Origin of the sequence: Psychrobacter sp. SZ93C1, from assembly GCF_015864635.1 — a bacterium.
Classification (GTDB): Bacteria; Pseudomonadota; Gammaproteobacteria; order Pseudomonadales; family Moraxellaceae; genus Psychrobacter; species Psychrobacter fozii.
Window position 1 is genome coordinate 155,358 of record NZ_JADYWY010000008.1, and the last position, 23,717, is coordinate 179,074.

Below are 23,717 nucleotides of genomic sequence, written 5' to 3' on the forward strand. Positions count from 1 at the left end.
TCGTATCCTTACGATGAATAGTAGGGGCTAAATTATAGGTATTGTTCCTTTTATCAGTGCAGCTCGGTTATGCGCTGCACTGACAATATAATTAATGCTTCGCTTATGCTTACATATTTTGTTCTGTTAAATTATTATCGATGGGTAAGGTTAGGGTAAACACCGTGCCAACGCCTTCGGTTGATGTGGCTTGAATCGCACCATTATGTTGTTCCATAATTTGCTGACTGATAGCCATACCAAGGCCAGTACCTTCACCTGCTGCTTTTGTGGTAAAGAACGGCTCAAAGATTTGATCCAATACGGACTGGCTCATGCCTTTACCGTTATCGCTGACCTCAATATAAACGTTGATATCATCAGTGTAGGTACGCACTTCTATTTTGTCATCAGGATTGCCGTCCATTGCTTGCGAGGCATTGTTCAATAGGTTGACCAGTACCTGATTGATTTGCGATGGTGAGCATTTGATTTCAGGCGTTGGGCCAAAGTTGGTGACAATGTCTTGATGTCTAATAGAGTTACCAGCGATTTTTAGCGAAGATTCTATACATTCACGAACATCGATCGTTTTGACTTTTGACTCATCAAGACGCGCAAAATTACGCAAATTGAGTACCATTTCGGTAATCTGTTCGACACCAAATAGGGAGTCTTTGATCAGCTCTTTGAGCTCATCTGATAAGTCATCTTCTTCGATTTCATCAGAGGCACGAACGATATCTGCCAATAATTTCTCGATTTCAGTGGTAGGCACTGCTTCATTAGTATTAAGTGTCTTTAACCCTTGCACCAAACTAATCAAATCTTCATATTGTGCTGTCAATTGTCCGATGATTTCGAGGTTGTTCTGCACATAGGATAAAGGTGTGTTTACTTCATGAGCAACGCCTGCGACCATCTGACCGAGCGTGGCCATTTTTTCAGAACGTATCAATTGCAATTGTGAGTTCTTTAGCTCTTTTAAGGTGTCTTGCAACTCAGCAGTGCGTTCTTCGACTTTTACCTCTAGCTGTTGATTGATATTGGCAAGCTTACCTTCATTAGACTGAATACGATGGAGTAGCTCATTAATAGAGTGGTTAACTAGACCAATCTCATTACGTCCACCCGCAAATTTGACCTCGCTGAGCTTATTGTATTGCTTATCATCAATCAGTTTTTCAGCGAGAGAGATTTTGTCTGTGGTCTCTTTCAATGGTTTAAATGCCAAGAATGTCAGCATGAAATAGATCAGCACAACGGTGATAAGTAGCGCTAACATAATTGATCTGATCAGATTTTTGCTTAAGTTATCTGCAATGGCATTGACGGCAGAGTCGGGCTGTACCACGATGAGTTTCCAGTAGGTTTCAGGAATCTGGAAAACATACGCCTGACTACCATTATAATAGTTGTCATTGGTCAACTCGAAATTCTGCAATAGGCGACTGTCCATCGTACTTTGATGGTTTTCACTGGCATTCACATAAGCTGCATAATTGATAAGCTCAGAGCTACTAACAGCAGTTGACTCTGTTTTATTAAGTGTCGCAATGATTTGTTGGGCTTCTGGAGAGATTTTCGCCGCAACTTGTTTGATGATATCGCTATGCTGAGTATCTAAAAAATCTAAGATAGGTTGCCAAGCAGGGTCCGAATCAATCACTTGCTTAATATCAAGCGGTGTACCAGTGTCTTCATCGATATAGTTTAGGCTTTCGGGGTTGGATGAGGCGATGACCTTATTGCTATTATCAAGCAATAGAATATAGCCTGAACCTGAGCTTTCACTCAGATTGACGATGTTTTCTTGTAATTGATTGAGTGTAAAGTTGACTGTGCTCACACCCCAAAACTGATTGTCACGATCGATGGCCACGCCGCAGCTCATGGCAAGCTCGCCTTTGGTCTGAGTTGGGCTCACATCAGCCCAAATACAACCGTCAGGATTGAGGGCTCTTACCTTATTAAACCAGTCTTGTTTATAGTAAGGATTAGCAGGATTTGGATCGGTTAGTATGGCTCGGTAATCACCATCTTGGCGTACCATCAAAAATGGATGAGTAGCTGCACCCTCACCAAGCGCACCAATGTCAGGCCAAATGCCACCACTGCCTAGCAAGCTATAGTCTCGCTTATCAAAAGCATTGGCAGTACTGGCTTGCAAAATATTTTCTTGTAGTGGTAGTGTCTGGGCACTTTGCTGTAGCTGCAACGCACTACGCATCACGCGATTGACATCTGAGGAGATACTATTGACTGCCGTATTACCTCGTTGAGCCACTAGTTTTCCGGACTCAAGTCGGATTTTTTCATAACCTTCTTTTTCGACAATATAGACGACAACGGCAAGAACAACGGCAAAAGCAAGAAACAAAATAACGGTCACTTGGGTACTGACTTGGTTGAGCAAGCCAACTTTTTTGGAGGCACTCATAAATGTATTCATCCTTGAATTATATAAAGTACGAAAAATACCAACAGCAGTATTTTGGGTAGAAAAAGAGCTGTGATTATTAAAGCGTGTCCTCAATCTGAATATCAAATGTCGAATGGGCTAAAAGAAAAGGTCAAGCGAATAGCTTTAAGGCTTAACTGTTATGTTTCTTTAAAAGTTAAGTGTCTATAAAAGCAGTGATATTCGTACAGTTTTGAACAAAACTAGTTTTAGATATTAGGCCACTAGATATTTTTGTTAATAATAAATATGAATAATCAACGTAACAAAAAAGACATCTATTTTCATAAAGTAACAGTATAGAAACAATTTTATGATGTAAATGTTTTTTATATACTTGCGAGTCGTTATCTTATTGTTTTATATGACCAACTTATGCTTAGCATTGACATAATCTTGCATGAATCTGCTCTTGAAAAGTCAACTTAACGCACTCATCTATCCGCTAACGTTATATAATGGTCGGCTAAACGGCTGGCTTGATTGATGTTGTGGCACTTCGTTTATGTTTTTTTGACATTTAACGGTGTGAACAACCTTATTTAGCGGTTGTTAGCCGCCATTGCTGTTTTCTAAGCTATCTATCTAATTTCTTACTACCTGAGTACAAAAGACATCGCCCTATGACTATCTCTATCGCTTCATTGCACAGTACTGAATTCGCCGTTGGTCAACGTTATTTATCTGATACGGAGTCTGAGCTTGGCTTGGGTGTGGTCATCGATGTTGACGACCGATGTGTGCATATCTTATTCCCGCAAAGCGAAGAGACGCGCGTCTATGCCAAAAACTCTGCGCCACTATCGCGCGTGGTGTTCAAAGCTGGTGACAGCATTTATGACCAAGATGGCAAATGCTATACGGTAAATGCTGTCGATGAAGTGATGGGTGTGCTCAAATATAGTGTCGATGAACACGAGCGCGGCATCATGGAGACTCGTCTCGCTGCCAACATCACGCTTGCCAAGCCGCTTGAGCGCCTGCTCGCTGGTCGTATCGAACGTGGTGATTGGTATGAGCTGCGTCAAGATATCTTGCGTATGCAATCAGCGCTGGCTGGTCATCCACTCAAAGGTTTGATGGGTGCGCGTGTCGATATCATTGAGCATCAGCTCTATATCGCTCATGAAGTTGGTAAGCGTATCGCGCCGCGTGTATTGCTTGCTGATGAAGTTGGCCTAGGTAAAACCATTGAAGCGGGCTTAATTATTCATCAGCAGCTATTGACTGGCAAGGCTGAGCGCGTACTTATACTTGTACCAGACAGTCTACAATACCAGTGGATGATTGAGCTGCGCCGTCGTTTTAATCTAAACTTTGCCTTGTTTGACTTGGTGCGTACGGCAGCGATTAAAGAGCACGATCCTGAACAAAATGTCTTTGCAACCGAGCAATGTATCATCGCTGGTATGGATCTATTGCTTGACCATCCTGACTTGTATGATCAAGCGATGGATGCAGGGTTTGATTTATTGGTCGTCGATGAGGCGCATCATCTGCATTGGGATGAGGCACAAGGCGGCAACGATAAATATGACTTGATTGCTGACTTTGCAGAAGAGACGGCAGGCGTCATGCTATTGACAGCGACACCTGAGCAGCTTGGTGCACAGAGTCACTTTGCGCGTTTGCGCTTGCTTGATCCGGATCGTTTTGATGATTTAGATGAGTTTATTGATGGTCAAGCCGCTTTTGCCGAGACGGCATCGGTCGCTGGTGTACTGATAGAAGATAAGCCATTGAGTGACGGACAAATCGCTGCTTTGAGTAGCTTGCTCACGCTCGGTGCTGATGAGTTGGCAGGGATTAATGACGACGAAAAACTACGTACCTATGCACTTAACGAGCTGCTAGATCGTCATGGTACTGGTCGTATCCTGTTCCGTAATACCCGTGAGAGTGTCAAAGGGTTTTATGGTCGTAGTAGCCAGCCTTATCCACTGCCATTACCTGATGCATGGGTAAACAGCTATCAAACCACGGGTAAATTGCGTGAGCAGCTATGGGGCGAAGAGAATCAACCTGATGGTGGCTGGCTAGAAGATGACCCACGTGTGTCTTGGTTGGTTGATATCCTGCGCGGCGAACTCAAACATCAAAAAGTACTACTGATTGCCCGTAGTGGCGCGACAGTAGAGAGTTTAGAAGCGGTATTACGTCTGCATGCAGGCATCAAGACCGCTATCTTTACCGAGCAGATGACGCTACTTGAGCGTGACCAAGCAGCCGCATTCTTCGCAGATAGTGAAGGCGCGCAGATACTACTATGCTCAGAGATTGGTTCAGAAGGCCGTAACTTCCAGTTTGCCAGTCAGTTGATCCTGTGGGATTTACCTGCGAATCCAGATACGTTAGAGCAGCGCATTGGTCGTCTAGATCGTATCGGTCAGACACAACAAATCATGTTGCATGTGCCTTATGTACAGGGCACGGCGCAAGAGCGTTTGTATCAGTGGTATAACGATGCGCTCAATATGTTCAATCAGATTTCACCGACAGCGCAAAGCGTGCAAGAGCAATATATTCAAGATCTAAAGCCAATGCTTGAAGGTGCAGATACGGCTGAAAACAAGGTTATTCTACAAGATGTTATCGCAGAAGCGCTACAGACACGATTGGGACTAGAAGCACAGCTACAAGCTGGTCGCGATCGTCTGCTAGAATATAACTCATGCCGTCCACGTGTTGCTGGGCGTATCGCTGATGCCATGCGTGATTTTGATGGTCATAATCTATTGCCGCAATTCATTGAGCGTTTCTTTGCTTCGGCCAATATTGATCATAATATTCAGCGTGATGGCTCATGGGTTATCGCACCGATTGATAGCACTGAAATTAGTGACTACATCGATGGCTTGCCACTTGGTGACGAAGACGGCATGACGTTGACTTTCGAGCGTGATCAAGCGCTACAGCGTGAAGATATCGAATTCATCACTCATGAGCATCCATTAATGCGTGCTATCTATGAGCTGGCGAGTACCAGTACCTTTGGTAATACGACAGTTGCGATGCTGAAAAGTGCTGCCGTACCACAAGGCATGGTACTGCTAGAAGTGAATTTCCGTGTAGAAGCGATAGCACCAAAACTGCTGAATTTACCAGCGACATTGACCACGCAAAATATCCGTGTCTTTATCAGTGAGCAAGGCAGTGATTTGTCAGCACGTATCAGCGCTGAGATGATTATGCCGCACATTGAGCGTTTGGATAAAAACCGTGCACGTCAAGTAATTAAAGTACGTGGTGATGTGATTGAGCAGCGTTATTATGAAGCCGAAGACATTGCCCGTCAGCAGCTGGTTGAGATTGGTGAGCAAGCAAGCGCGCGCTTTAGCCAGCAGTGGTCACGTGAAATCAAACGTTTACAACATCTACAAACCATCAACCCTAACGTGCGCCCTGCAGAGATTGAGCGTTTAGAGCAGCTAAAAGCGCAAGGCGAGCAAGCACTAAGCAACTTGTCATTAGTACCTGACTCTATCCGTGTGCTAGTAGCTGTGAAGCCATAAGTTTAAAATAAACATAAAGAACGAGGCGTTATAACGCGCCTCGTTCTTACTGTTTGAGTTAAATAAACGAATGGATACTCGCGAGTGGGCTGTCAGTCGCTAGCCAAAGCCACTGATATTGGTTAAGATGTTTATCGCTTTCTATTTATAATAAATACTAGTGCTGCTATGGCCGTATTTTCGTTCTAAACTTTCTCTTGTTTACATTCAGCAAGTGATTTCATATTATTTTAACTTCAAGTACAAATACAAAGGACCTGTCGATATAGCCTATTGATATCGTGAGGTGCTGTGCGTTTTTGATGAAAATAAGGAAACATATTGTCATGCCCGATTATTTGCAACTGATTGATGAGTTACTGGCTACTGTGGCACTTATCGAAGTTACCCCCGATGTCTTCGAGGGTAAGAGCCATGACTATGTGGGCAGTCGTATTTTTGGTGGGCAAGTATTGGCACAAGCCATCATGGCGGCAGCGCATACGCTCGAACAAGACAAACCTTGTCACTCATTGCATGGGTATTTTTTGCGCGGCGGCGATATCAACCAACCAGTGATTTATCAAGTGCGTCGATTGCGCGATGGTCGTAGCCTGTCTGCCCGTGAAGTGACCGCGATTCAGTACAAAGAAGTACGTGGGAAGCCACCTGTTGAGCAGGTAATATTTTCGATGATTGCGTCGTTTTCTCCAATGGAGGAGGGTCTTGAGTATCAAGAAGACATGCCGGTCTATCCGCCACCAGAAGATCTGCTGACTGAGCAAGATTTAAAAGAAGAAAATGTGGGCAAAGTACCAGAAGCCTTAAAATCAAGATTTATGCGTCGCCGTCATGTGGAGATTAAACCGGTCAAACCACGTAACCCGATCAGCCCAGAACCCATGAAACCTAAGCAGGCGAACTGGCTACGTATCCGCGAGTTGGGCAATCAGCCGGTGGCGATTCAGCAAGCATTATTGGCGTTCTCTTCTGATTTTTACTTAGTGGGTACTGGATTGATGTCGCATGGCGTCAGCTTTATGACCAGTGGTCTACAAGCGGCGAGCATCGATCATTCAATGCACTTTCACCGTGATTTTGATTTGAACGAATGGATGTTGTACGACATGTGGAGTGACACGACATCCAATGCGAAAGGGCTGAACCACGGACAGTTTTGGCAAGATGGTAAGCTGGTTGCCACGGTGCAACAAGAAGGCCTGATGCGCTTACGTGTGCCGAAGTCTTAGCGCTAACCATATTATAAAGACTAAAGAAAAAGCGACTCACTATTGATAGTGAGTCGCTTTTTTTATGGCATGCAAGACGAGCTTTGAGTAGTTGGTTCAAGCATGATTGGTATGGAGATATAGCTTATAAGATTACTCTAAAATCTTAACCATCGCCCGTGGCAATCCAAGGGTTGCTTGAGCATCGTCAGCATTCAACCAGTTAATATTAATATCGGCAGCTTGCAGTGCTTTAGTTATTTCAGCAGTTTGCTTAGTATTCAGAGTTACTGATTGCGGTGTCAAATACCAGTGAAAGTGCGTCAGTGAATGCTTAATAGGCGCTTCATCTAATAAGGTTTTGCTGATAGGCGTTGCTACTAATTTATTTTTTATCAGCCACTCATTGATGATTTGCTCAGCGGTGGTAAATTCTGCCTCATATACTTTTTCATTACTACGTACTTCATTTGGCACATCTGATGTTTTATCATCGTTAGCGTCTACTTTTTTCGCAGTGCTGCCACTCGCTTTACCCTCAATTTTTTCTACGAACTGCAGAGGTAAGCTCCAGAGTCCACCCCAAATGCCATTATCAGGGCGCTGTAGCCATAAAATGTTGCCACTAGTATCTTTAACTAATAGCGCATTACTAAACTTACTGGGCTTGGGTTGTTTTTTCGCTTTGACGGGATAATCAGTCTCGCGACCTTGCGAGTGTGCTAGGCAATCTTCTTTCAATGGGCATAATAGACAGGCAGGTTTGCTACGGGTGCATAAAGTTGCGCCCATATCCATCATCGCTTGCGCAAATAATCCTGAGTGCTCTGTCGGTGTCAGGCGCTCTGCCAATGCCCACAGTTCTTTCGTTGTGGCAGACTTAGTGATATCACCGTCAATCGCTGCCCAACGCGTGATGACTCGTTTGACATTGCCATCACAGATGACGCCATAGTGGTGCAAGCCCATTGCCATAATTGCACCAGCGGTAGACGGCCCAACACCAGAAATCGCTTCCCATCCTGCGAGTGTCTGTGGAAACTCGCCCGTTTCATCGATTACTTCGACCAATTGCTTGGCACCTTTATGCAAATTACGTGCACGCGCATAATAGCCAAGTCCTGCCCAATGCTCTGCTACTGTATCCCACTCCGCTGCGGCCAAATCCTGTACGGTCGGAAACGACGTCATAAAACGCGTAAAATAAGGTAGTACAGTTGTCACTTGCGTTTGCTGTAGCATGACTTCTGATAACCAAACGATATAAGGGTTGGGCGTATCAGTTTGGTGCTGTTGCCAAGGTAAGTCATGGCGACCATTTTCGGCAAACCAATCTAGTAGGCGTGGGGCGAAGGAGTTTAGAGATTTGGGAGAGTGGCTAAAGTTAGTTTCAGAAGATGTAGAGTTAGCAGTTAGCTGGGTCATAGGCTCTTATATTTGGTTTTTTGAAGGTAAATAATTATACCTGATATACGTATTTTCTACGACCCAACTCTGACGTAATGTATTGAAATAATATAATAAAAATAACTACTTAACGATGTCGAATAGCAGGAGGTTATTGATTACCTGCTTAATATATTCATCATTATGTATATCGCTGATATAATTATATTTGCCTAAACTAATCTTAATATGCCTTTGCACTTCTTGTCGTTCAATAGTACTACTTGGTAGGTCTAGAAAAGAATTTACAAAATACTTATCAAATGCAATCGAGAAAAGATTTTTGACGGACAAGTCATTAAGGATGTCAGACCTAGAATACGGTTGCCTCATATCTAACCTAGTGCCTCTGATAAAATTTGAAAATTTAGTCGGATTTATATGTCTTGTTACGATTTGATTTAGTAAATCTTTATCCATCATATAAACAAATGATAGAAAGACCACTAAAATCTGTTCAATAGTCAATGATTTACTCCGCTCAATATTTTCAAATACTACTAGAGTCTCTATACAGCGGACGATTTGCTCAATATTTCGTAGAGACAGCGTACCAACATCAAGAAAGGTTGGAATCTCGTATATAAATTGGTTGTCTTTAAAGTCTTGTGGAATTACTTTGCTAGCTTGTACTGTGGCTTCAAAGTAAGCGACATTATTTTCGACTGATCTTCCTTCAGTATTTTTTGTAGAAGTGGGCAAGTTGATCTGATATTTAAAAAACTTATATAAATAGCTGTGTGAGTCGGTTTCGCTACCATAGCTATGTTTGATAGTGGCTTTAAGCTGCTCAGCATTTGTAATCAAAATAATTTGTACATTCTCAACGTCAAAAACATGCTTAATGGTTTCTAACATCATCGCAAGCTCACTCAGGCCGACAACGATCAAGTTCATCAATGAGGAGAATGATAGGGTTTGTGGAAGCAATATCGGATAGAGCATTACGCAATGTCGATAAATTCTTTTCCGCTTCTACTTGGTCTTTAATCATAGACTCAAGTGATTGGTCGATAAAAGATTTTGACCCATCCTTTATTTCTTCCATTCCATCTGCTAGTGCGTCAGGAATATCTGCCGCATATCTACCGAATGCAAATCCCAATCCTGCTTTAAGACCTATACCAGAAATAAGCCTTAGGTAAGGAACTGCATTTTTTATAAAATTCTTGCGCTTGTCATCTTTTTCATCGTAGAAACGAGCCACCTCAGCTATAAGTGTTAAAAGCGGCTCATTAGCATGATCAGCTTGAAAGGCGTTCACGTAACCAACTTTATAGTTATTGGGATTATCTGCTTCAACGAGGTTCCTGAGTTTGAAGCAAAATTCAGTTTTACCTGTACCCCATTTACCGTCGATGATAAGTGGTGAGACATCAATTTCTGAATCTAATAACTTAATGATTTTTTCGGCAATAGGCTCACGTGTAAACTCATCTCTTTCACGAAATGTGAAATCTTTCATTAAATTGTAATCTGTCATTACTTATTCTCTATATTTGTATTTTTGACATACGATACTGATGTTATACAGATAATACAGATATAAAAAAAGCCCATAAGGGCTTTTATATAGGTAGTAGCTTTTTGAATGAGCTTTTAAATAAATTTATTTACGATTCTTCCGTGTTTTCAAACGACGTAAGCGTTTCTCTTCTTCTTTAGCCTTTTTCTTTTCTTCAGCTGTGACACGCTGTTTGGCGACCACAATTTCTTCAGCCTCAGTCATGGCTGGAGTCTCAAGCGTAATACGTCCAAGCTTCGCACTACGTAGCTCGTTAACTAGAATCTCAGACATGCGGTACGTATCGACTTGATTGCCCGAACGTACACAGCCGCGATTGCGTCCAGCGACCTCGAAAAACTGCCAATCGGTCTTTGGTAGTTCTTCAATTTTATAACGGGTTTTTAGCAGCTCAGGATAAGCATGCATTAAGTACTCAGCGGTGTAACTGGCTACATCCGCGAAGTCAAAAGCCGTATCACGAATACCGCCAGTCGCTGCGAGACGATAGCCAGAGTTTTCGTTTTCAACTTTTGGCCATAGCATACCAGGCGTGTCATAGAGCATGATGTCATCGTCCAGCTTAATCAGCTGCTGCGATTTGGTCACGGCAGGTTCATCACCAGTTCTTGCGACAGCGCGCCCTGCTAAGGTGTTAATCAACGTTGATTTGCCAACGTTTGGAATACCCATAATCATGGCTTTGATTTGACGGCCCGTACCGACTTTATTAGGAACGAGTTGTTTGCAGATGGCAATGATGCGTTTTACGTCGTTGGCTTTTTCGGTATCGCAAGCAATGGCTCTTACACCGCTTTGTTGCTCGAGATAATCCATCCATATTTGAGTCAATTCTGGATCAGCAAGATCAGCTTTGTTCAGGATTTTGATGACAGGTTTTTCACCGCGTAGTGCCGCGACCATTGGGTTTTCACTACTATAAGGGATACGCGCATCGATGACCTCGATGACCAAATCCATCTGTGGCATGATTTCTTTGATTTCGTTACGGGCTTTGTTCATATGCCCAGGGAACCACTGAATACTTGCTCTCTTATCCATCTGCTTTCATAACCTTTTATAAAAAATGCTAAAAGTAAAACTATCAACGTTTACTTTCTAATGGTGCTCAGTTTACTACAGAACCACATTGCTCACGGGACAATTTCACTTAACCCTCATGTGAGGTCGTGATCAGGTTATGGTTACGTCTTATCCGTTATTTCATCTTGTGTGGGCGGTAGTGGTGCCAAATAACCAATGAGCAGAATCAAACTACCCGCGCCAAGGAAGGATATCACTCGCCAAATCGCCTCGGTCTGTGACAAATCGACCAAGACCAGTTTGAGTACAACCACACCCAGCAGCCCGATACCCATAAACCAAAGCGCACGCTGCCAGTAGCGGCTAGCGATGATAGTGGCGACCAAGGCAAGGAACGTCCACAACATGGTCAACCCTGTTTGCACCTGCTCACTTTGCCATGCGCCTGCATACCATAATGGCGTGCCAATAAAGGCATGAAGCGTTCTGATGAGGATGCTGGAGATCAGCCAAAAGCTAACAAGACCTAAAATAATCAGCAAATTATTAGCAGTGAAAGTTTTCTCAATATTCTTTTGGATGACTATGTTTTCTTGGTTTGGCTGCTCATTATGATACTGCTGATTCAGGTAATAAACACCAAAGCCAACCAATAGCGCTAATCCTGAGGTCATATCATATAGGTTCAACAGTGGGAAATAGGACATGTCCCAAATCACACCATCATAAGACCAGTTGGTAATGATGACCCAACCTAGGGCAAAGGGCGCAAAGATGGCTGCGCAGCTTAATAATGCCTGTTGCCAATCAAACCAGTACAGCAATTCATGCGTTGCAGTTTCACTGATTGATGTGTCTATTTGACGAGGATTGCCATAACGATAACTGCACCACAATCCTGCTAGTATTAAAATAGTTGGGATCAAAATAGCCATCACGCCAGCAGAGGCGGGCAGACCATAATGTGCCGCCGCCGCGATGACTAAAATGCCAGCGCCGAGCCAACTCGCACCATCATAGCGCGATAGACTGGCATCGTCGTGCCAGAACTTTAACCACAGTTGTCCAATAGTGAGCCAGCCAATAAGTAAACTGGCAAATACCAGCCATTCTGCTGTTGACCATAATAGATTCAGCTCAAACTTCTGTGGTAGTTGCAGTACTAACATCAGATAAAACAGGAGTAGCAATCCATGGCTTAGCTGTTTGGCTTCTGCCCATGGCTGATAGCGGTTGATACTCCAATAGATAGCAAGACTCACCAGTGCAGCCAATGCAATCGTCATCGTATCGAGCTGCCAAATCTCAAACCAATGACTCAAATCAAGTACTAGGACTTGTATCATCCATACCACAGCCGTCAGGGTCAGACACCAGATTAATCTAGGACTGCGCCAAACGAGGCCAAACACTTTGCTTTGGCTATTGACTGAGGTCAGCCACTGCTGCGCGGCTTGGTCACTGATACCCAATGCACTGGCGTATGTCGTGATTGAGTCTGGTGTGGTATTTTTTTCTTTAGCATGTGCTAAATGACTGTCTGAGTTCGAGTTTAAGTCGGCATTCAAGTGGTCGTTTAATATGGCTGGCGAGTTGCTAGCGCGCAAGATAAATACGGTGGCTAGATAAGCAATCGCTGAAATACTTAAGGCTAAAATTGGATAGTCATTGCTAGAGAATACGATGGTCGCCATCAACATGACGACACTGACGAGCTGCAATAGCACACCGAATAATACCGACCACGCACGCAGTGAGCGTCGTCCAAACCATGCTAAGGCCAATCCTTGTACCGACCAGCCAAAGGCAATCCATTCTGCATCGAGTGCCAACGGAATCACTAAGGCCAAAAATCCAAACCCTAACGCCAGCATACCTTCAGTGATTAATGCATATCGCTGACTACGTTGGATAAATAGCCAGCCTAAACCAAGGTAAACCGTGCCTAAAACCGCACTGGTCATGGTCAAAGCATGAGGAATATCTTCTAATAAAGCAGAAAATAAGCCGAAAGCCAGTAGCGGTACTGAAAACAATAAGCCGGTATCAATGGGGAATAAATACGTGCTATTGCCTACATGGACTTCATTTAAATGCTCTATATTATCTGCGCTATCGGTATGGCTGAGATCTTCTTCATTGAGCGTGTTATAGGCAATGATTTGTTGTGCATAGCGAATCACGACAAAGAGATACAACATTAAATGTAAAGCAACCAGTAATACCAATGACCAGCGCTGTGTCCCAATGATGGCGGTTAAGTTCTCACTGATGCCCCAGTAGTAGGCCAAGCCAAAGGTTACCGTCACACCGAATAAGTTCAATATTTTCCATGGTCGATAATGAGCGATGACGGCAATCGTGACGTTCAATAATAGATAATAGCTGAACAAGGCGACCAAGCTGCCAGTATCATCACTGGTCAAAATCGGCGCAAAGAAACCACCAGATAATGACAGTAAGGCTAAAGGAAAAGCGTTCTGACGGACGGCGAGCGCAATGGTGATAGCGGACAATAACCCAAGTCCGATAAAGCTCGGTAAACTCGGAATGATTTCATAAACGCTGTATGCAAAAAAGGTGCTCAAATACGCAATGGCTAGGCCAGCGCCTTGTAAAGTAATACCATAAGAAAAGCGTTTGGCAGTTAATTTCAGCCCCAATCCCGCCAATCCTAACCCTGCGACCCCTATCGCCATGAGCTTAAAGGCAATCGGAATCTTAATATAATCACTCAGTAAGCGCAGCAATAGTACGACGCCCACCAGTAGTACCAATACACCGACCCGCACCACTAAATTGCCACCGAAGAACCAGTTCTTGACCGAGTGGAATAGCGAGGTGACGATCGGCAAGGAGCTTTCGTCCGGCTGAATAGCGGCAGTTGGCGTTTTACTTTTTATGACGCTCAACGTTTCGTTCATGCCAGTAGTAGAAGTGCTGGATACTGCATTGTCTTGTAGGCTAGATTGAGGCGTCGTTGGGCGTGATGGTGGCCATGCATGCACGGTGGTATTTGTTTCATCGGTTGTATTCAGTTTAGCAGTGTCAACAGCGCTGTCTGCTATTACATGATTATTACTAGAGATAAAGTTGTCAGTTGGTTGAACAGATGAGCGTCTGGCATTACTGTTTCTTTGATTTCTAAGCTGAATTTGTAGTTTGCCCACATCACGGCGTAGTTGTCCAATCTGTCGATTTATTCTGACATAGAATACAACCACAACGATTAATAGTGCGGTAAAAGCCAGCCAGCCCAACTGGTTCAATATATAAAACATCTTTATCACTTAATACAATTTATAATGCAGTGATAATGACGTTATTTATCTATAAGTACAAGACTCTCCTTACGCATCAATCAAAATGTTATTGATGAACGGTTGTTTATAAATAAAGAAGGGCCGCTTAAGTTGTAAGCGGCCCTTTTATTTTCTTTCATTTATTATCTTGCTTTGAGTCTGTACAGAAAGTCTTTGAGATTCTCTACTATTGCAACTTATGCCAAGTTAGCTTTCATAAACTCAAGCATGTTTTCCCAGCTTTGTTTGGCAGCGGCTTCGTTATAGCCAAGATCTACTTCATTTTTGGCAGCACGCTCATCCGCATGTGGATTGGTAAATCCATGCTTGGCGTTGTCATAGACATCGATAGTGTAGTCCACATCAGCGGCGTCTAGCTCTGATTTTAGACCTTCGATGGCATCCATTGAGACCATTGAGTCATCACGGCCGTGGGCGACTAACACTTTTGCAGTGAAGTTCTTGTCTGCTGGCTGTTTCGCTGATGGATTACCATGGAAGGTTGCAACTGCTTTTAATGGCATGCCTTCGCGTGCCATATCTAGGACGATTTTGCCGCCGAAGCAATAGCCAATCGCTGCTAAATTGTCACCATCAACAGCTAGTTGATCACTGAAGTCATTGAGAATCAAACGGCAGCGTGCCATCAGCATGTCTTGATCAGCCAATACTTGCTCCATCCACATGTTGGCTTGCGCCGCATCGGTGGTCAATTTACCTTCACCATAGACATCCATCGCCACTGCTGCATAACCTGCTTCTGCCAAGCGCTCGACCACTGATTTTGGATGCTCGACCACGCCCCACCATTCTGGTGCTACTAAGATACCTGGCACTGAATTATCGTCTGATGCGTTTTCTGGCAATGCAACATAGCTAATAAGTTCGATGCCATTTTCGGTAGTGCTGATTAATTCAAATGTTTTAATTGACATATTATTGTCCTTTTTTATGTTGTGAGTTTTATTTATTTGTCATTGTAATAGTTCATTTTTCTAACTTGTACTACCTTAACGCCCATAATCAGCAAAAACAGCTATAATAGTGTAACGCTCTTTATCAAAATGCTACTGCGACGCTATGACTATAAATTTGTTGAACAAATCCACTGATAACGTACCTGATATTACTGTTTCGCAGGTGCAATCAGAATCGAAACCAATCGTGAGCCTGTTTTCTGACAGCGAATCAAATGAAGCGTCTGAAACATTGCGCCCACAGTTTTGGAAACGCTTTAAGCTGGATGAATTGAACCATAGCGAATGGGAAGCGTTGTGTGATGGCTGTGGTAGTTGTTGTTTAATTAAGTACATCGATGAAGATGAGAATGGTGATGTCGATGAAGAGCTAGTCGAATATACCGATGTCACTTGTCAGCTGATGGACTGTGCGACAGGATATTGTGGTCACTATGCGACACGTCAAGAGCACGTGCCAGATTGTATTCAATTGACCATGGACAACCTGCCGCAGATGATGTGGCTACCATCGCACTGTGCCTATAAGCGGTTGTACAAAGGACAAAACTTACCAAGCTGGCATCTATTACTGACCCAAGATGCGGTGGCCACGCAACAACAAATGCGTGCTGTTAATGTCGGTGTGGCGGGGCGCTGCGTCTCTGAAATAGGCATGTCTGATGAAGAAATGGAAGATCGTGTGGTTAATTGGGTGAAGCCTTAGCCAACCTTCATCAACCCTGTATAAATGCCAAATTATTTTTAGTCAGAAGCCTGAGCTGTAGACTTAGCTTTGGCTTCCGCACTATCTTGTGAGTCAGCCAGTGGCGGGATAGGGATGCCTCGACGAATCTGCTGCGAGAATTCATGGCTATTTTCGCGGCTGTTTTCATCTCTATGAATGCCAGACTGTAGATTGATTTGATTGTTAAAGCCTTTTGCTTTTGGGTTGATATGGGTACGCTCGTACCATGTCTCCATCGACCAAGGCAGGTCTACCTTTTCAGGCGCGGCATCCAGCATGCCGACAGCGTATAGATAGTTTGGCAGCCAGCCAGAGACCCAAATTCGATAATCCCACGGTAGACGATCGTCACTGACGATACGCGCCATATAAAAGATAATATTGGTACAGTTGCTGACCAATGTATTGTACCAAGCAGGCTTAGCATTTAGCTCATCGGCAGCAGTTAAGTAAGACTCAAACAGTGATTTAACCTCGTGTTGCTGCAAGCTGCTAACAGGAAATAGATAAACTTGCTCGCCGCGCGCGTTGCTACGTGTGTAGATAATATCGCGCTCTTCAGCGGCAATCAGGCTGAGCTCGTAGCGTCTAAAAAATCCAGCGAGGGCAGAAAATGATTCACCTTGTTCTTTACGAATCTCAAATGAAAAGGACAGTGGTCGATCATCTTCAAAGCGAAAACTGACTAACGTATGAGCAATCAATGGCCCCATCCAATAAGAGTTGATGACATCGACACCAGAGAGTTTGGACATATCGATTGTGCGAGTATCCCAATGCTCGGTGGCATCCTCGGCAGTATGCCAGTCAAAGTTACGAATATTGGTCAGGGTAATCAAATCAGGATTGGTCGCATCGCGTTTATAAGAGACGCGCTGGCTGACCTCGCTCATCCAGTCGTGCTCTTGCTGCGGCTCAATAGAAAAAAACCAGCCAACGCCAACCAACCAAATCGCAGCATATAAAGCAGTCAGTCGTTTAGTAATGGTTTTGCTGCTAGTTTTTTCTTTAGTCGTTAAGGGCTGGCTATCTGATTGCTTAGTACTTTTCGGCCAATAGCGGCTTTTGAGCAATGCGGTCAGCACACCAACAACTATTATTCCTGCTAGCCAAGTGATTACCGAGCGCTCGCCAAACTGATACCAAATAGCAAGCAGCAACCAAATGGCTGATAGTAATAAAGTGATGATGATTAGACACTGTACAATATAATGTCGCCAAGTAGGCTTTGATGAAGTGTCATTCACAGAGTTGTTTTTCACAGAGCTGCTTTCTACGTTATGCATATTTACGTTGCTGTTATCTACGTTAGGATCATCTAAGCCGCTATGATTTATGCCACTACGAGCCATGTCGTTATCTGAACGATGATGCTTGGAGCGCGGTGAAAGCAGGCGAGAAAAAACAGAACGTAGCGACATAGCGTTTTTCTTAGTGAATTGAGACTTTGACCATAGCAAAATTCATAACACACTGACAATACAATTTGAGTGAATTTGTCGTTGAATGTCGGTGAGTCATAAGATAAAGTGAAGCTAATTTGTCGTGGTTTGTTTATGATTTAATACTGAATTAATGATACGTGACCTATTTTGTTTACAGTTTTTATCCCCATCTACGTTTTACCTGTTGTTTGTTCTTACTTTGATTTTTATTAACTAAATTTTTATTAACTAAAGAGGTTAAATCACACCACCATGTCTGACGACACTCCCAGCCCGAGTAGTTGGTCGATGCGCGGCTTAAAACGCTGGCTATCGACCGCCCCTGAAACCCGTGATGAATTGATTCGTTTGGTACAAGACTCGCGTCAGTTCTTAGAGCCTGATACTGTCGATATGCTAGAAGGCGTGCTCGATTTGCCTGCGACACAAGTGCGTGAAATCATGACACCGCGTCCGCAAGTGGTTGGTCTGCATGAGAGCACCAGTCTTGCCGAAGTGATGGATATCATTCTTGAGACCACACACTCGCGCTATCCTGTTTTTGACAGTCAAGATGACGATGCCGTCATTGGTATCCTATTGGCAAAAGATTTGATCCCTATTCTCGTCCATATGGTGCGTAACCAAGAAGATAAAATAGACAGCAAACGTCTCAGAGATTTGGTGCGTCAGCCGCTATATATTAGTGAGACTGCGCGTTCTGATACCTTGTTACGCTCACTACAGCGTACGCAAGTGCATATGGCCATTGTCGTCGATGAGTTTGGCAACTTTGGCGGTGTGGTCACCATGGAAGATTTGCTCGAGGAAATCGTTGGTGATATCGTCGATGAGCATGATGATTTCGATGAAGACAGTGATATTAATAATATTATCGCCGATCCTGAAAAGCCAAACACGTGGCGTGTGCAGGCGTCTACAGTGATAGAAGACTGTAATGATGAGCTTGGCTGTCATTTTGATGATACCGATGTCGATACGATGGGCGGTCTGGTCATGCAAGCACTTGGCTTCGTAGGTGATCTAGAAGGTGAGAGCGTTATAATAGATGATTGGAAAATCACCATTACTGATGTCGAAGGACGTTTTATCCAAAATTTAGAGTTGACCAAAACGGATGTTAATCAGCAAGTTTTGATAGGCAGTCATTGATCTGGTGCTAGGGCGTGTCCTCAATTCAATCGATAGTTATCTAAATGGGATAAAAATGGCTAAATCTTGCCAAATGGCGTCAAATAGCTGACTAATATCTCGATATTATCTGCGCTATTTTCCTTGTTTGACTGCGATTTATCTCATTTTTATCACCATTTTTAAAATGAGGACACGCGCTAGTCATTTAAAAGCTTATCGAGAAATATAAGAAAAACACGATTGCGGTCGTGTTTTTTTTGGTCTGCTATTAGGGTTTGCTACGCAATGTTACCTATTACTGGGTTGAGACTGGTATCATGGGCAGGTTTAATTTTTAGATACGGTATGGAATATTATACGGTCAGTTTCAGCTTGGTTTTTACCTGAATACTGACGCTTAAAATTTTGAAAAATATGGTTTTGGATACCTGCTATGCGTCTGTCTACTGTTGATTTGCAAAAACGCCTGAACCCCGAGAAGCCAAAGGGCTTACCTCTAGCATTGACCGTGCTAATTGCCTTGCTGGCAGGTGCTGTGTTCATCTTTGCACTCGCGCCCTATGGTGTGTGGCCTGTAGCATTGGTGTCGCCTGCTATTTTATATGCATTATTGATGCCTGATATGAGTGGCAAGCGTGCTTTTCTTATCGGTCAAGCCTATGGCACAGGGCTTTTTTGTGTAGGCGCGTTTTGGCTTTATACTTCCATTCATACGTATGGTGCCATTCCAGTATGGCTTGCGCTACTTATGATTGCCATTATGGGACTAGGCATGGGCTTGTTCCATGGATTTTTGGCACTGGTTTTCAATCGAGTGGTTGGCCGTCAGCCGTTATCCTTTGCCGCGCTTTGGATATTACAAGAGTGGATGAAGACGTGGTTACTCACTGGATTTCCGTGGTTGTTTGTTGGCTACGCCTTTACAGAGCAAGCTTGGCTGTCATCGCTCGCACCAGTCGCTGGGGTGTTTGCTATCTCGTTCGTTGCCGTATTATTGGCAGCCAGCGTGGTCGAGCTGTTGCGTCGCCGTGGCGGTTATATGATTCCTTCGATCGCTTTGTTAGTAATTAGCAGCGCTTTATGGCTGATAAATCCGCAATGGACCAAGCCAAAAGGTACACCTGATCTATCTGTATCGTTGATTCAAGGCAATATCCCTCAAGACCTAAAATGGTTGAATGAATATCAACTCGAAACTCTAAATATCTATGCAACGCTAACGAGTACAGAATGGGGAAGTGATCTTGTGTTATGGCCTGAATCGTCCATTCCTATGTCTCAGCTCGCTGCAGCTGACTTTATCAATGAAATGGCAAAATTGGCCAATGAGACTGATACGACATGGGTGACGGGCATACCTTATGTGGATGAAGCCGCCTACGATGCCAGCACCGATAAGTATGCACCTTTTTATAATAGTGTGATTGCTTTAGGTGCAGAGGGAGAAGGGTTGTATAAAAAGCAGCGTCTGGTACCGTTTGGTGAGTACATTCCGTTTCAGGGGTTGCTAGATGTTTTGCCTAACTTGGCTGGCAGTCAAGACATTATGAGCTATAGCCGTGGCAGTGACGAGCAGTCACCACTGCGTGTACGTGGTCATAACTTAGGTACGGCAATATGTTATGAAGTGGCCTATCCTGATACCACCCGTAGGAATGCGGTCGGTACGGACTTTTTATTGACTATCTCAAACGATGCATGGTTTGGTAAGTCGGCAGGTCCATTGCAACATTTACAGATGGTACAGATGCGTGCGTTAGAGAATGGTCGTTGGTTTATGCGTGCGACCAATACTGGCGTCACGGCTATTATCGATCACAAAGGCCATATCGTTGAGCGTGCGCCGCAGTTTGAGCGCACTGTATTAAGAGGCAATGTCCAAGCGCGAGTTGGCAGTACGCCTTATATGCGCTTCGGTAATTACCCTATTTTGTTCATTATGGCGCTGCTATTGATATTAAGCTATTTTGGCAAGCGTGGGGTCGCTCAACTGCGTTTGGGCGCGTCACGCAAATAAGAGATGGTGCTTGACTATAAAAGAGACTGGCAAAATTTGTCGATAATAAATCCTTTAAATACTTAAGGGTTTTAACAAATCGGTACAAATTGCGATATAATAGGCCAATATTTCAAATATTTTGTGCAAGGTGGATCAGGTATGTCAGAAGGTATCGTCAATAACAATCCCAAAAAAGAGCTGTTATACACTTTAGGTGGCATTGCCTTGTTTTTAGGTATTGTCTTACTTATTGGTGTTTCTGGATTTTTACGTCCAGCAGGACAGCACATTACTGTTCAGACTGCTGAAGAACTAGCCGCTGCGGATGAAGCAGAAGCGACTGCCGCTGAAGATGTTGCTGCGCCAGCTGATGAAACAGCACCAGCAGAAACTGACACTGCAGCAGATGTAACTGTCACGCCAGCCACAGATGCTGGAGATTCTACTGCTGAAGGTTCTACTGACAGCGCAGTAGTAACTGCCGAAGCAGGTACCGCGACTGCATCGGGCACCGTAAGCCAAGCCGCTGTTGCTGATGCCGATTTGACCGCAGAGCAGGCAGATGGTGATTTAGAAGCTGGCGACGCAGCTGATGATACGGCAGTGGCACAGTAGTCTGTAGTATGGTCATTTTGATCTAATAGTGCTACTTAGCTATCAAGTAACAGATATTCAAGTAACAGCATTATGAAGTCTCTATCAACAGTGCTATAAGTATAATAGTAGTGTCTTCGAGACCCATAAAAAAAGCCCGTTCTCAACTATTGAGAACGGGCTTTTTTTTATGGGTAATTGTGTAATTTTTAACCAACTTTTTCTTTACTTGAATATAACCAAGTGCAACAATACTTCGCCTATATGACCGCTCATCGGAATAAATAGGGGCTTGGTCATTACCAATATGATCTTTAAAGGAATAAAGTTATGGGCACAGAAACACGATCGGGGGCTCATGCTGCTGAATTAGACGCACTAGATACTGGCTTTATGGGGCATCCCACACCGCTACGTCCATTGTTTTTCACTGAGATGTGGGAGCGTTTTTCTTATTATAGTATTCGCCCGCTACTGGTCTTATTTATGGTGGCGACGGTAGGTAGTGGTGGTTTTGGCTTTGATGAGGTCACCGCTTCTGCTATCTACGGTATTTTCGCGGGTTCATTGTACTTGGCAGCTGTACCTGGGGGCTGGCTAGCAGATAACTGGCTAGGTCAGGAGAGAGCACTGTGGTGGGGCAGTATTATTATTGCCCTTGGTCATTTGTGTATTGCACTCTCTGCTATGTTTGGCATGACACTGTTCTTTGTCGGTTTAATCTGCATTGTCTTGGGATCAGGGTTGTTTAAAACCTGTATCTCAGTGATGGTTGGAGCTCTATACCCGAAAGGTGACTCTCGCCGTGATGGCGGTTTTACCTTGTTTTATATGGGTATTAACATCGGTGCGTTATTGGCTGCGCTGATCGTTGGCGTATTCAAAGAAAAAGGTATGTGGCATGTCGGCTTTGGCGTTGGTGGCTTGGGTATGCTGGTCTCATTGCTCATATATCGTTTCGTCGCGCAAAAGAACTTGACGCGTTATGCACGAGCTAAAGGCATCACTGCCGAGTGGGAAAAATCCAATGATCAATACAAAAATGTCGGTCGCTGGGTCGGTGGTTTTGTAGCATTATTAGTAGCTGTAGTGCTATTGGTTTCTACAGGAATGATATCGTTCAATCCTGAGATGGTTGCAGAGTATATGACTTATATCATTGCTGCGGTGGTCATCCTATACTTCGCTATTATGTTCATTTCACCTAAGCTAGATAAAACAGACAAGCTGCGTTTGTTGATTTGCTTTATCTTAATCATTGGTTCGACGCTGTTTTGGTCGAGTTTTGAGCAGCAGCCAACGTCTTTTAACTTGTTTGCGGATCGTTATACCGATCTCAACGTTTTAGGCTTTGAAGTACCGAGTATTTGGTTCCAGTCGTTGAACCCTTTGTTTATTCTAATATTGGCACCTATCATCAGTATCATTTGGGTCAAACTTGGTAACCGAGGCCTTGAGCCTAGCAGTATGGCCAAATTTGCACTGGGTATGCTACTGGCTGCTGCTGGTTTTGCCTTAATGATTTTTGCTTCAAAAAGCATCTTAGCGCCTGGTGCTGGCTTGGCATCACCACTATGGTTGGTAGGCAGTCTACTGCTATTAACGTTGGGTGAGTTAGCACTAAGTCCCGTTGGTTTATCTGCAATGACGAAACTGGCGCCAGAGGGTATGCAAGGCCAAATGATGGGGCTTTTCTTTGCTTCTATCGCTATGGGTAACTTAGTTGCCGCCTTCTTTGGTGGTCATGTATCTGCTGACAAAATCGAAGGATTGCCAGGTCTATTTACAACCATGACAATATTCTTGGTGGTTACGGCTATATTCTTGCTGATATTAGCAAAACCTATCAATAAAATGCTTAAAGATAGTGAGCGTGAAAAACAATTGGCCAAGCAATAAGGAATAGTCTGCCCACTATAAAACCGCTACAGTGTCAACCTCGCTAACCATACGAATGTATAGCTTGCACTCGGTTTCCTTGTATCGATATTATTTTGGATTAACTATAGGTTGATGTACATTTGTGAATAACAACAGTACAAGTGACGTATGATGAGACGTGTTACCATTATTGGTAGCACGTTTTATTGTTTCAATTGGTGAGATATTTCTTTTGCGCCATTGAAACCCTGCTATCTGCCCAAACATCTAATAGTGTTCTGCTGTCATACTATTCTGCTTTAATCATAGATAGCTGCATTTATCTGTCTATTAGCAAACCTTTAACTCTTAAACGATTGAATGTAACTGACTCTAATTCTAATAATAATCGGTCAATAAATGCTTAAACTGTTTCCACTCGAATAAGACGACTATCTATAGTCGCCGCACAGCAATAATTTTCTAGATCTAATTTCTTGCGAATTAATTGCTCTATCTCTAATA

Annotated in this window: 15 protein-coding genes; 7 read left to right on the forward strand and 8 right to left on the reverse strand. The window is 43.6% G+C overall.

From position 1 onward, the window contains the following. Window positions 1–109: 109 nt before the first annotated feature. The gene (locus tag I6E83_RS11405; protein ID WP_197102044.1) at window positions 110–2,419 is read right to left on the reverse strand and encodes a sensor histidine kinase; all 2,310 of its coding nucleotides are present in this window, start codon (window positions 2,417–2,419) and stop codon (window positions 110–112) included. A 644-nt stretch (window positions 2,420–3,063) separates the two neighbouring features. Between I6E83_RS11405 and rapA the strand changes: the two genes are divergently transcribed. After that, entirely contained in the window at window positions 3,064–5,952 is a 2,889-nt protein-coding gene (rapA, locus tag I6E83_RS11410; RefSeq protein WP_197102045.1) for an RNA polymerase-associated protein RapA, read from the forward strand. Between the two features lie 326 nt (window positions 5,953–6,278). Beyond that, window positions 6,279–7,181, forward strand: a complete 903-nt coding sequence (locus tag I6E83_RS11415) for an acyl-CoA thioesterase (RefSeq protein ID WP_110923563.1) — start codon at window positions 6,279–6,281, stop codon at window positions 7,179–7,181. Between the two features lie 132 nt (window positions 7,182–7,313). On the opposite strand, the gene mutY is transcribed toward I6E83_RS11415, so the two are convergent. The 6 genes from mutY to I6E83_RS11445 form a co-directional block, all read right to left on the reverse strand. Then, entirely contained in the window at window positions 7,314–8,585 is a 1,272-nt protein-coding gene (gene mutY, locus I6E83_RS11420; protein WP_197102046.1) for an A/G-specific adenine glycosylase, read from the reverse strand. 105 nt (window positions 8,586–8,690) lie between these two features. Further along, a complete protein-coding gene (locus I6E83_RS14865) occupies window positions 8,691–9,467 on the reverse strand; it encodes a P-loop NTPase fold protein (RefSeq protein WP_197102047.1) in 777 nt (258 codons plus the stop codon). 7 nt (window positions 9,468–9,474) lie between these two features. Further along, window positions 9,475–10,089, reverse strand: a complete 615-nt coding sequence (locus I6E83_RS14870) for a P-loop NTPase fold protein (RefSeq protein WP_197102048.1) — start codon at window positions 10,087–10,089, stop codon at window positions 9,475–9,477. Between the two features lie 126 nt (window positions 10,090–10,215). Continuing rightward, on the reverse strand, window positions 10,216–11,172 hold the full coding sequence (gene ylqF, locus I6E83_RS11435) for a ribosome biogenesis GTPase YlqF (RefSeq protein WP_197102049.1): 957 nt from the start codon (window positions 11,170–11,172) through the stop codon (window positions 10,216–10,218). 143 nt (window positions 11,173–11,315) lie between these two features. Continuing rightward, the gene (locus I6E83_RS11440) at window positions 11,316–14,435 is read right to left on the reverse strand and encodes a DUF2339 domain-containing protein (RefSeq protein ID WP_197102051.1); all 3,120 of its coding nucleotides are present in this window, start codon (window positions 14,433–14,435) and stop codon (window positions 11,316–11,318) included. A 218-nt stretch (window positions 14,436–14,653) separates the two neighbouring features. Beyond that, the gene (locus I6E83_RS11445) at window positions 14,654–15,391 is read right to left on the reverse strand and encodes a dienelactone hydrolase family protein (protein WP_197102053.1); all 738 of its coding nucleotides are present in this window, start codon (window positions 15,389–15,391) and stop codon (window positions 14,654–14,656) included. A gap of 145 nt (window positions 15,392–15,536) precedes the next feature. Here I6E83_RS11445 and I6E83_RS11450 point away from each other — a divergent pair, with 145 nt between their 5' ends. Then, entirely contained in the window at window positions 15,537–16,139 is a 603-nt protein-coding gene (locus tag I6E83_RS11450; protein WP_197102055.1) for a YcgN family cysteine cluster protein, read from the forward strand. Window positions 16,140–16,177: 38 nt separating this feature from the next. Here the strand turns inward: I6E83_RS11450 and I6E83_RS11455 are convergent, their stop codons facing one another. Next, window positions 16,178–17,581 (reverse strand): DUF4105 domain-containing protein, encoded by a 1,404-nt coding sequence (locus I6E83_RS11455; RefSeq protein ID WP_197102057.1) that lies wholly within the window; start codon window positions 17,579–17,581, stop codon window positions 16,178–16,180. A 276-nt stretch (window positions 17,582–17,857) separates the two neighbouring features. Here I6E83_RS11455 and I6E83_RS11460 point away from each other — a divergent pair, with 276 nt between their 5' ends. From I6E83_RS11460 to I6E83_RS11475, 4 genes are all read left to right on the forward strand, one after another. Further along, window positions 17,858–18,757, forward strand: coding sequence for a CBS domain-containing protein (locus I6E83_RS11460; RefSeq protein ID WP_197102059.1), 900 nt, complete (start codon window positions 17,858–17,860; stop codon window positions 18,755–18,757). 415 nt (window positions 18,758–19,172) lie between these two features. After that, on the forward strand, window positions 19,173–20,756 hold the full coding sequence (lnt, locus tag I6E83_RS11465) for an apolipoprotein N-acyltransferase (protein ID WP_197102061.1): 1,584 nt from the start codon (window positions 19,173–19,175) through the stop codon (window positions 20,754–20,756). 141 nt (window positions 20,757–20,897) lie between these two features. After that, window positions 20,898–21,353: a hypothetical protein gene (locus tag I6E83_RS11470; RefSeq protein ID WP_197102063.1), complete on the forward strand. Its 456-nt coding sequence runs from the start codon at window positions 20,898–20,900 to the stop codon at window positions 21,351–21,353. Window positions 21,354–21,662: 309 nt separating this feature from the next. Further along, entirely contained in the window at window positions 21,663–23,231 is a 1,569-nt protein-coding gene (locus tag I6E83_RS11475; RefSeq protein ID WP_197102064.1) for a peptide MFS transporter, read from the forward strand. The last annotated feature ends 486 nt before the right edge of the window (window positions 23,232–23,717 follow it).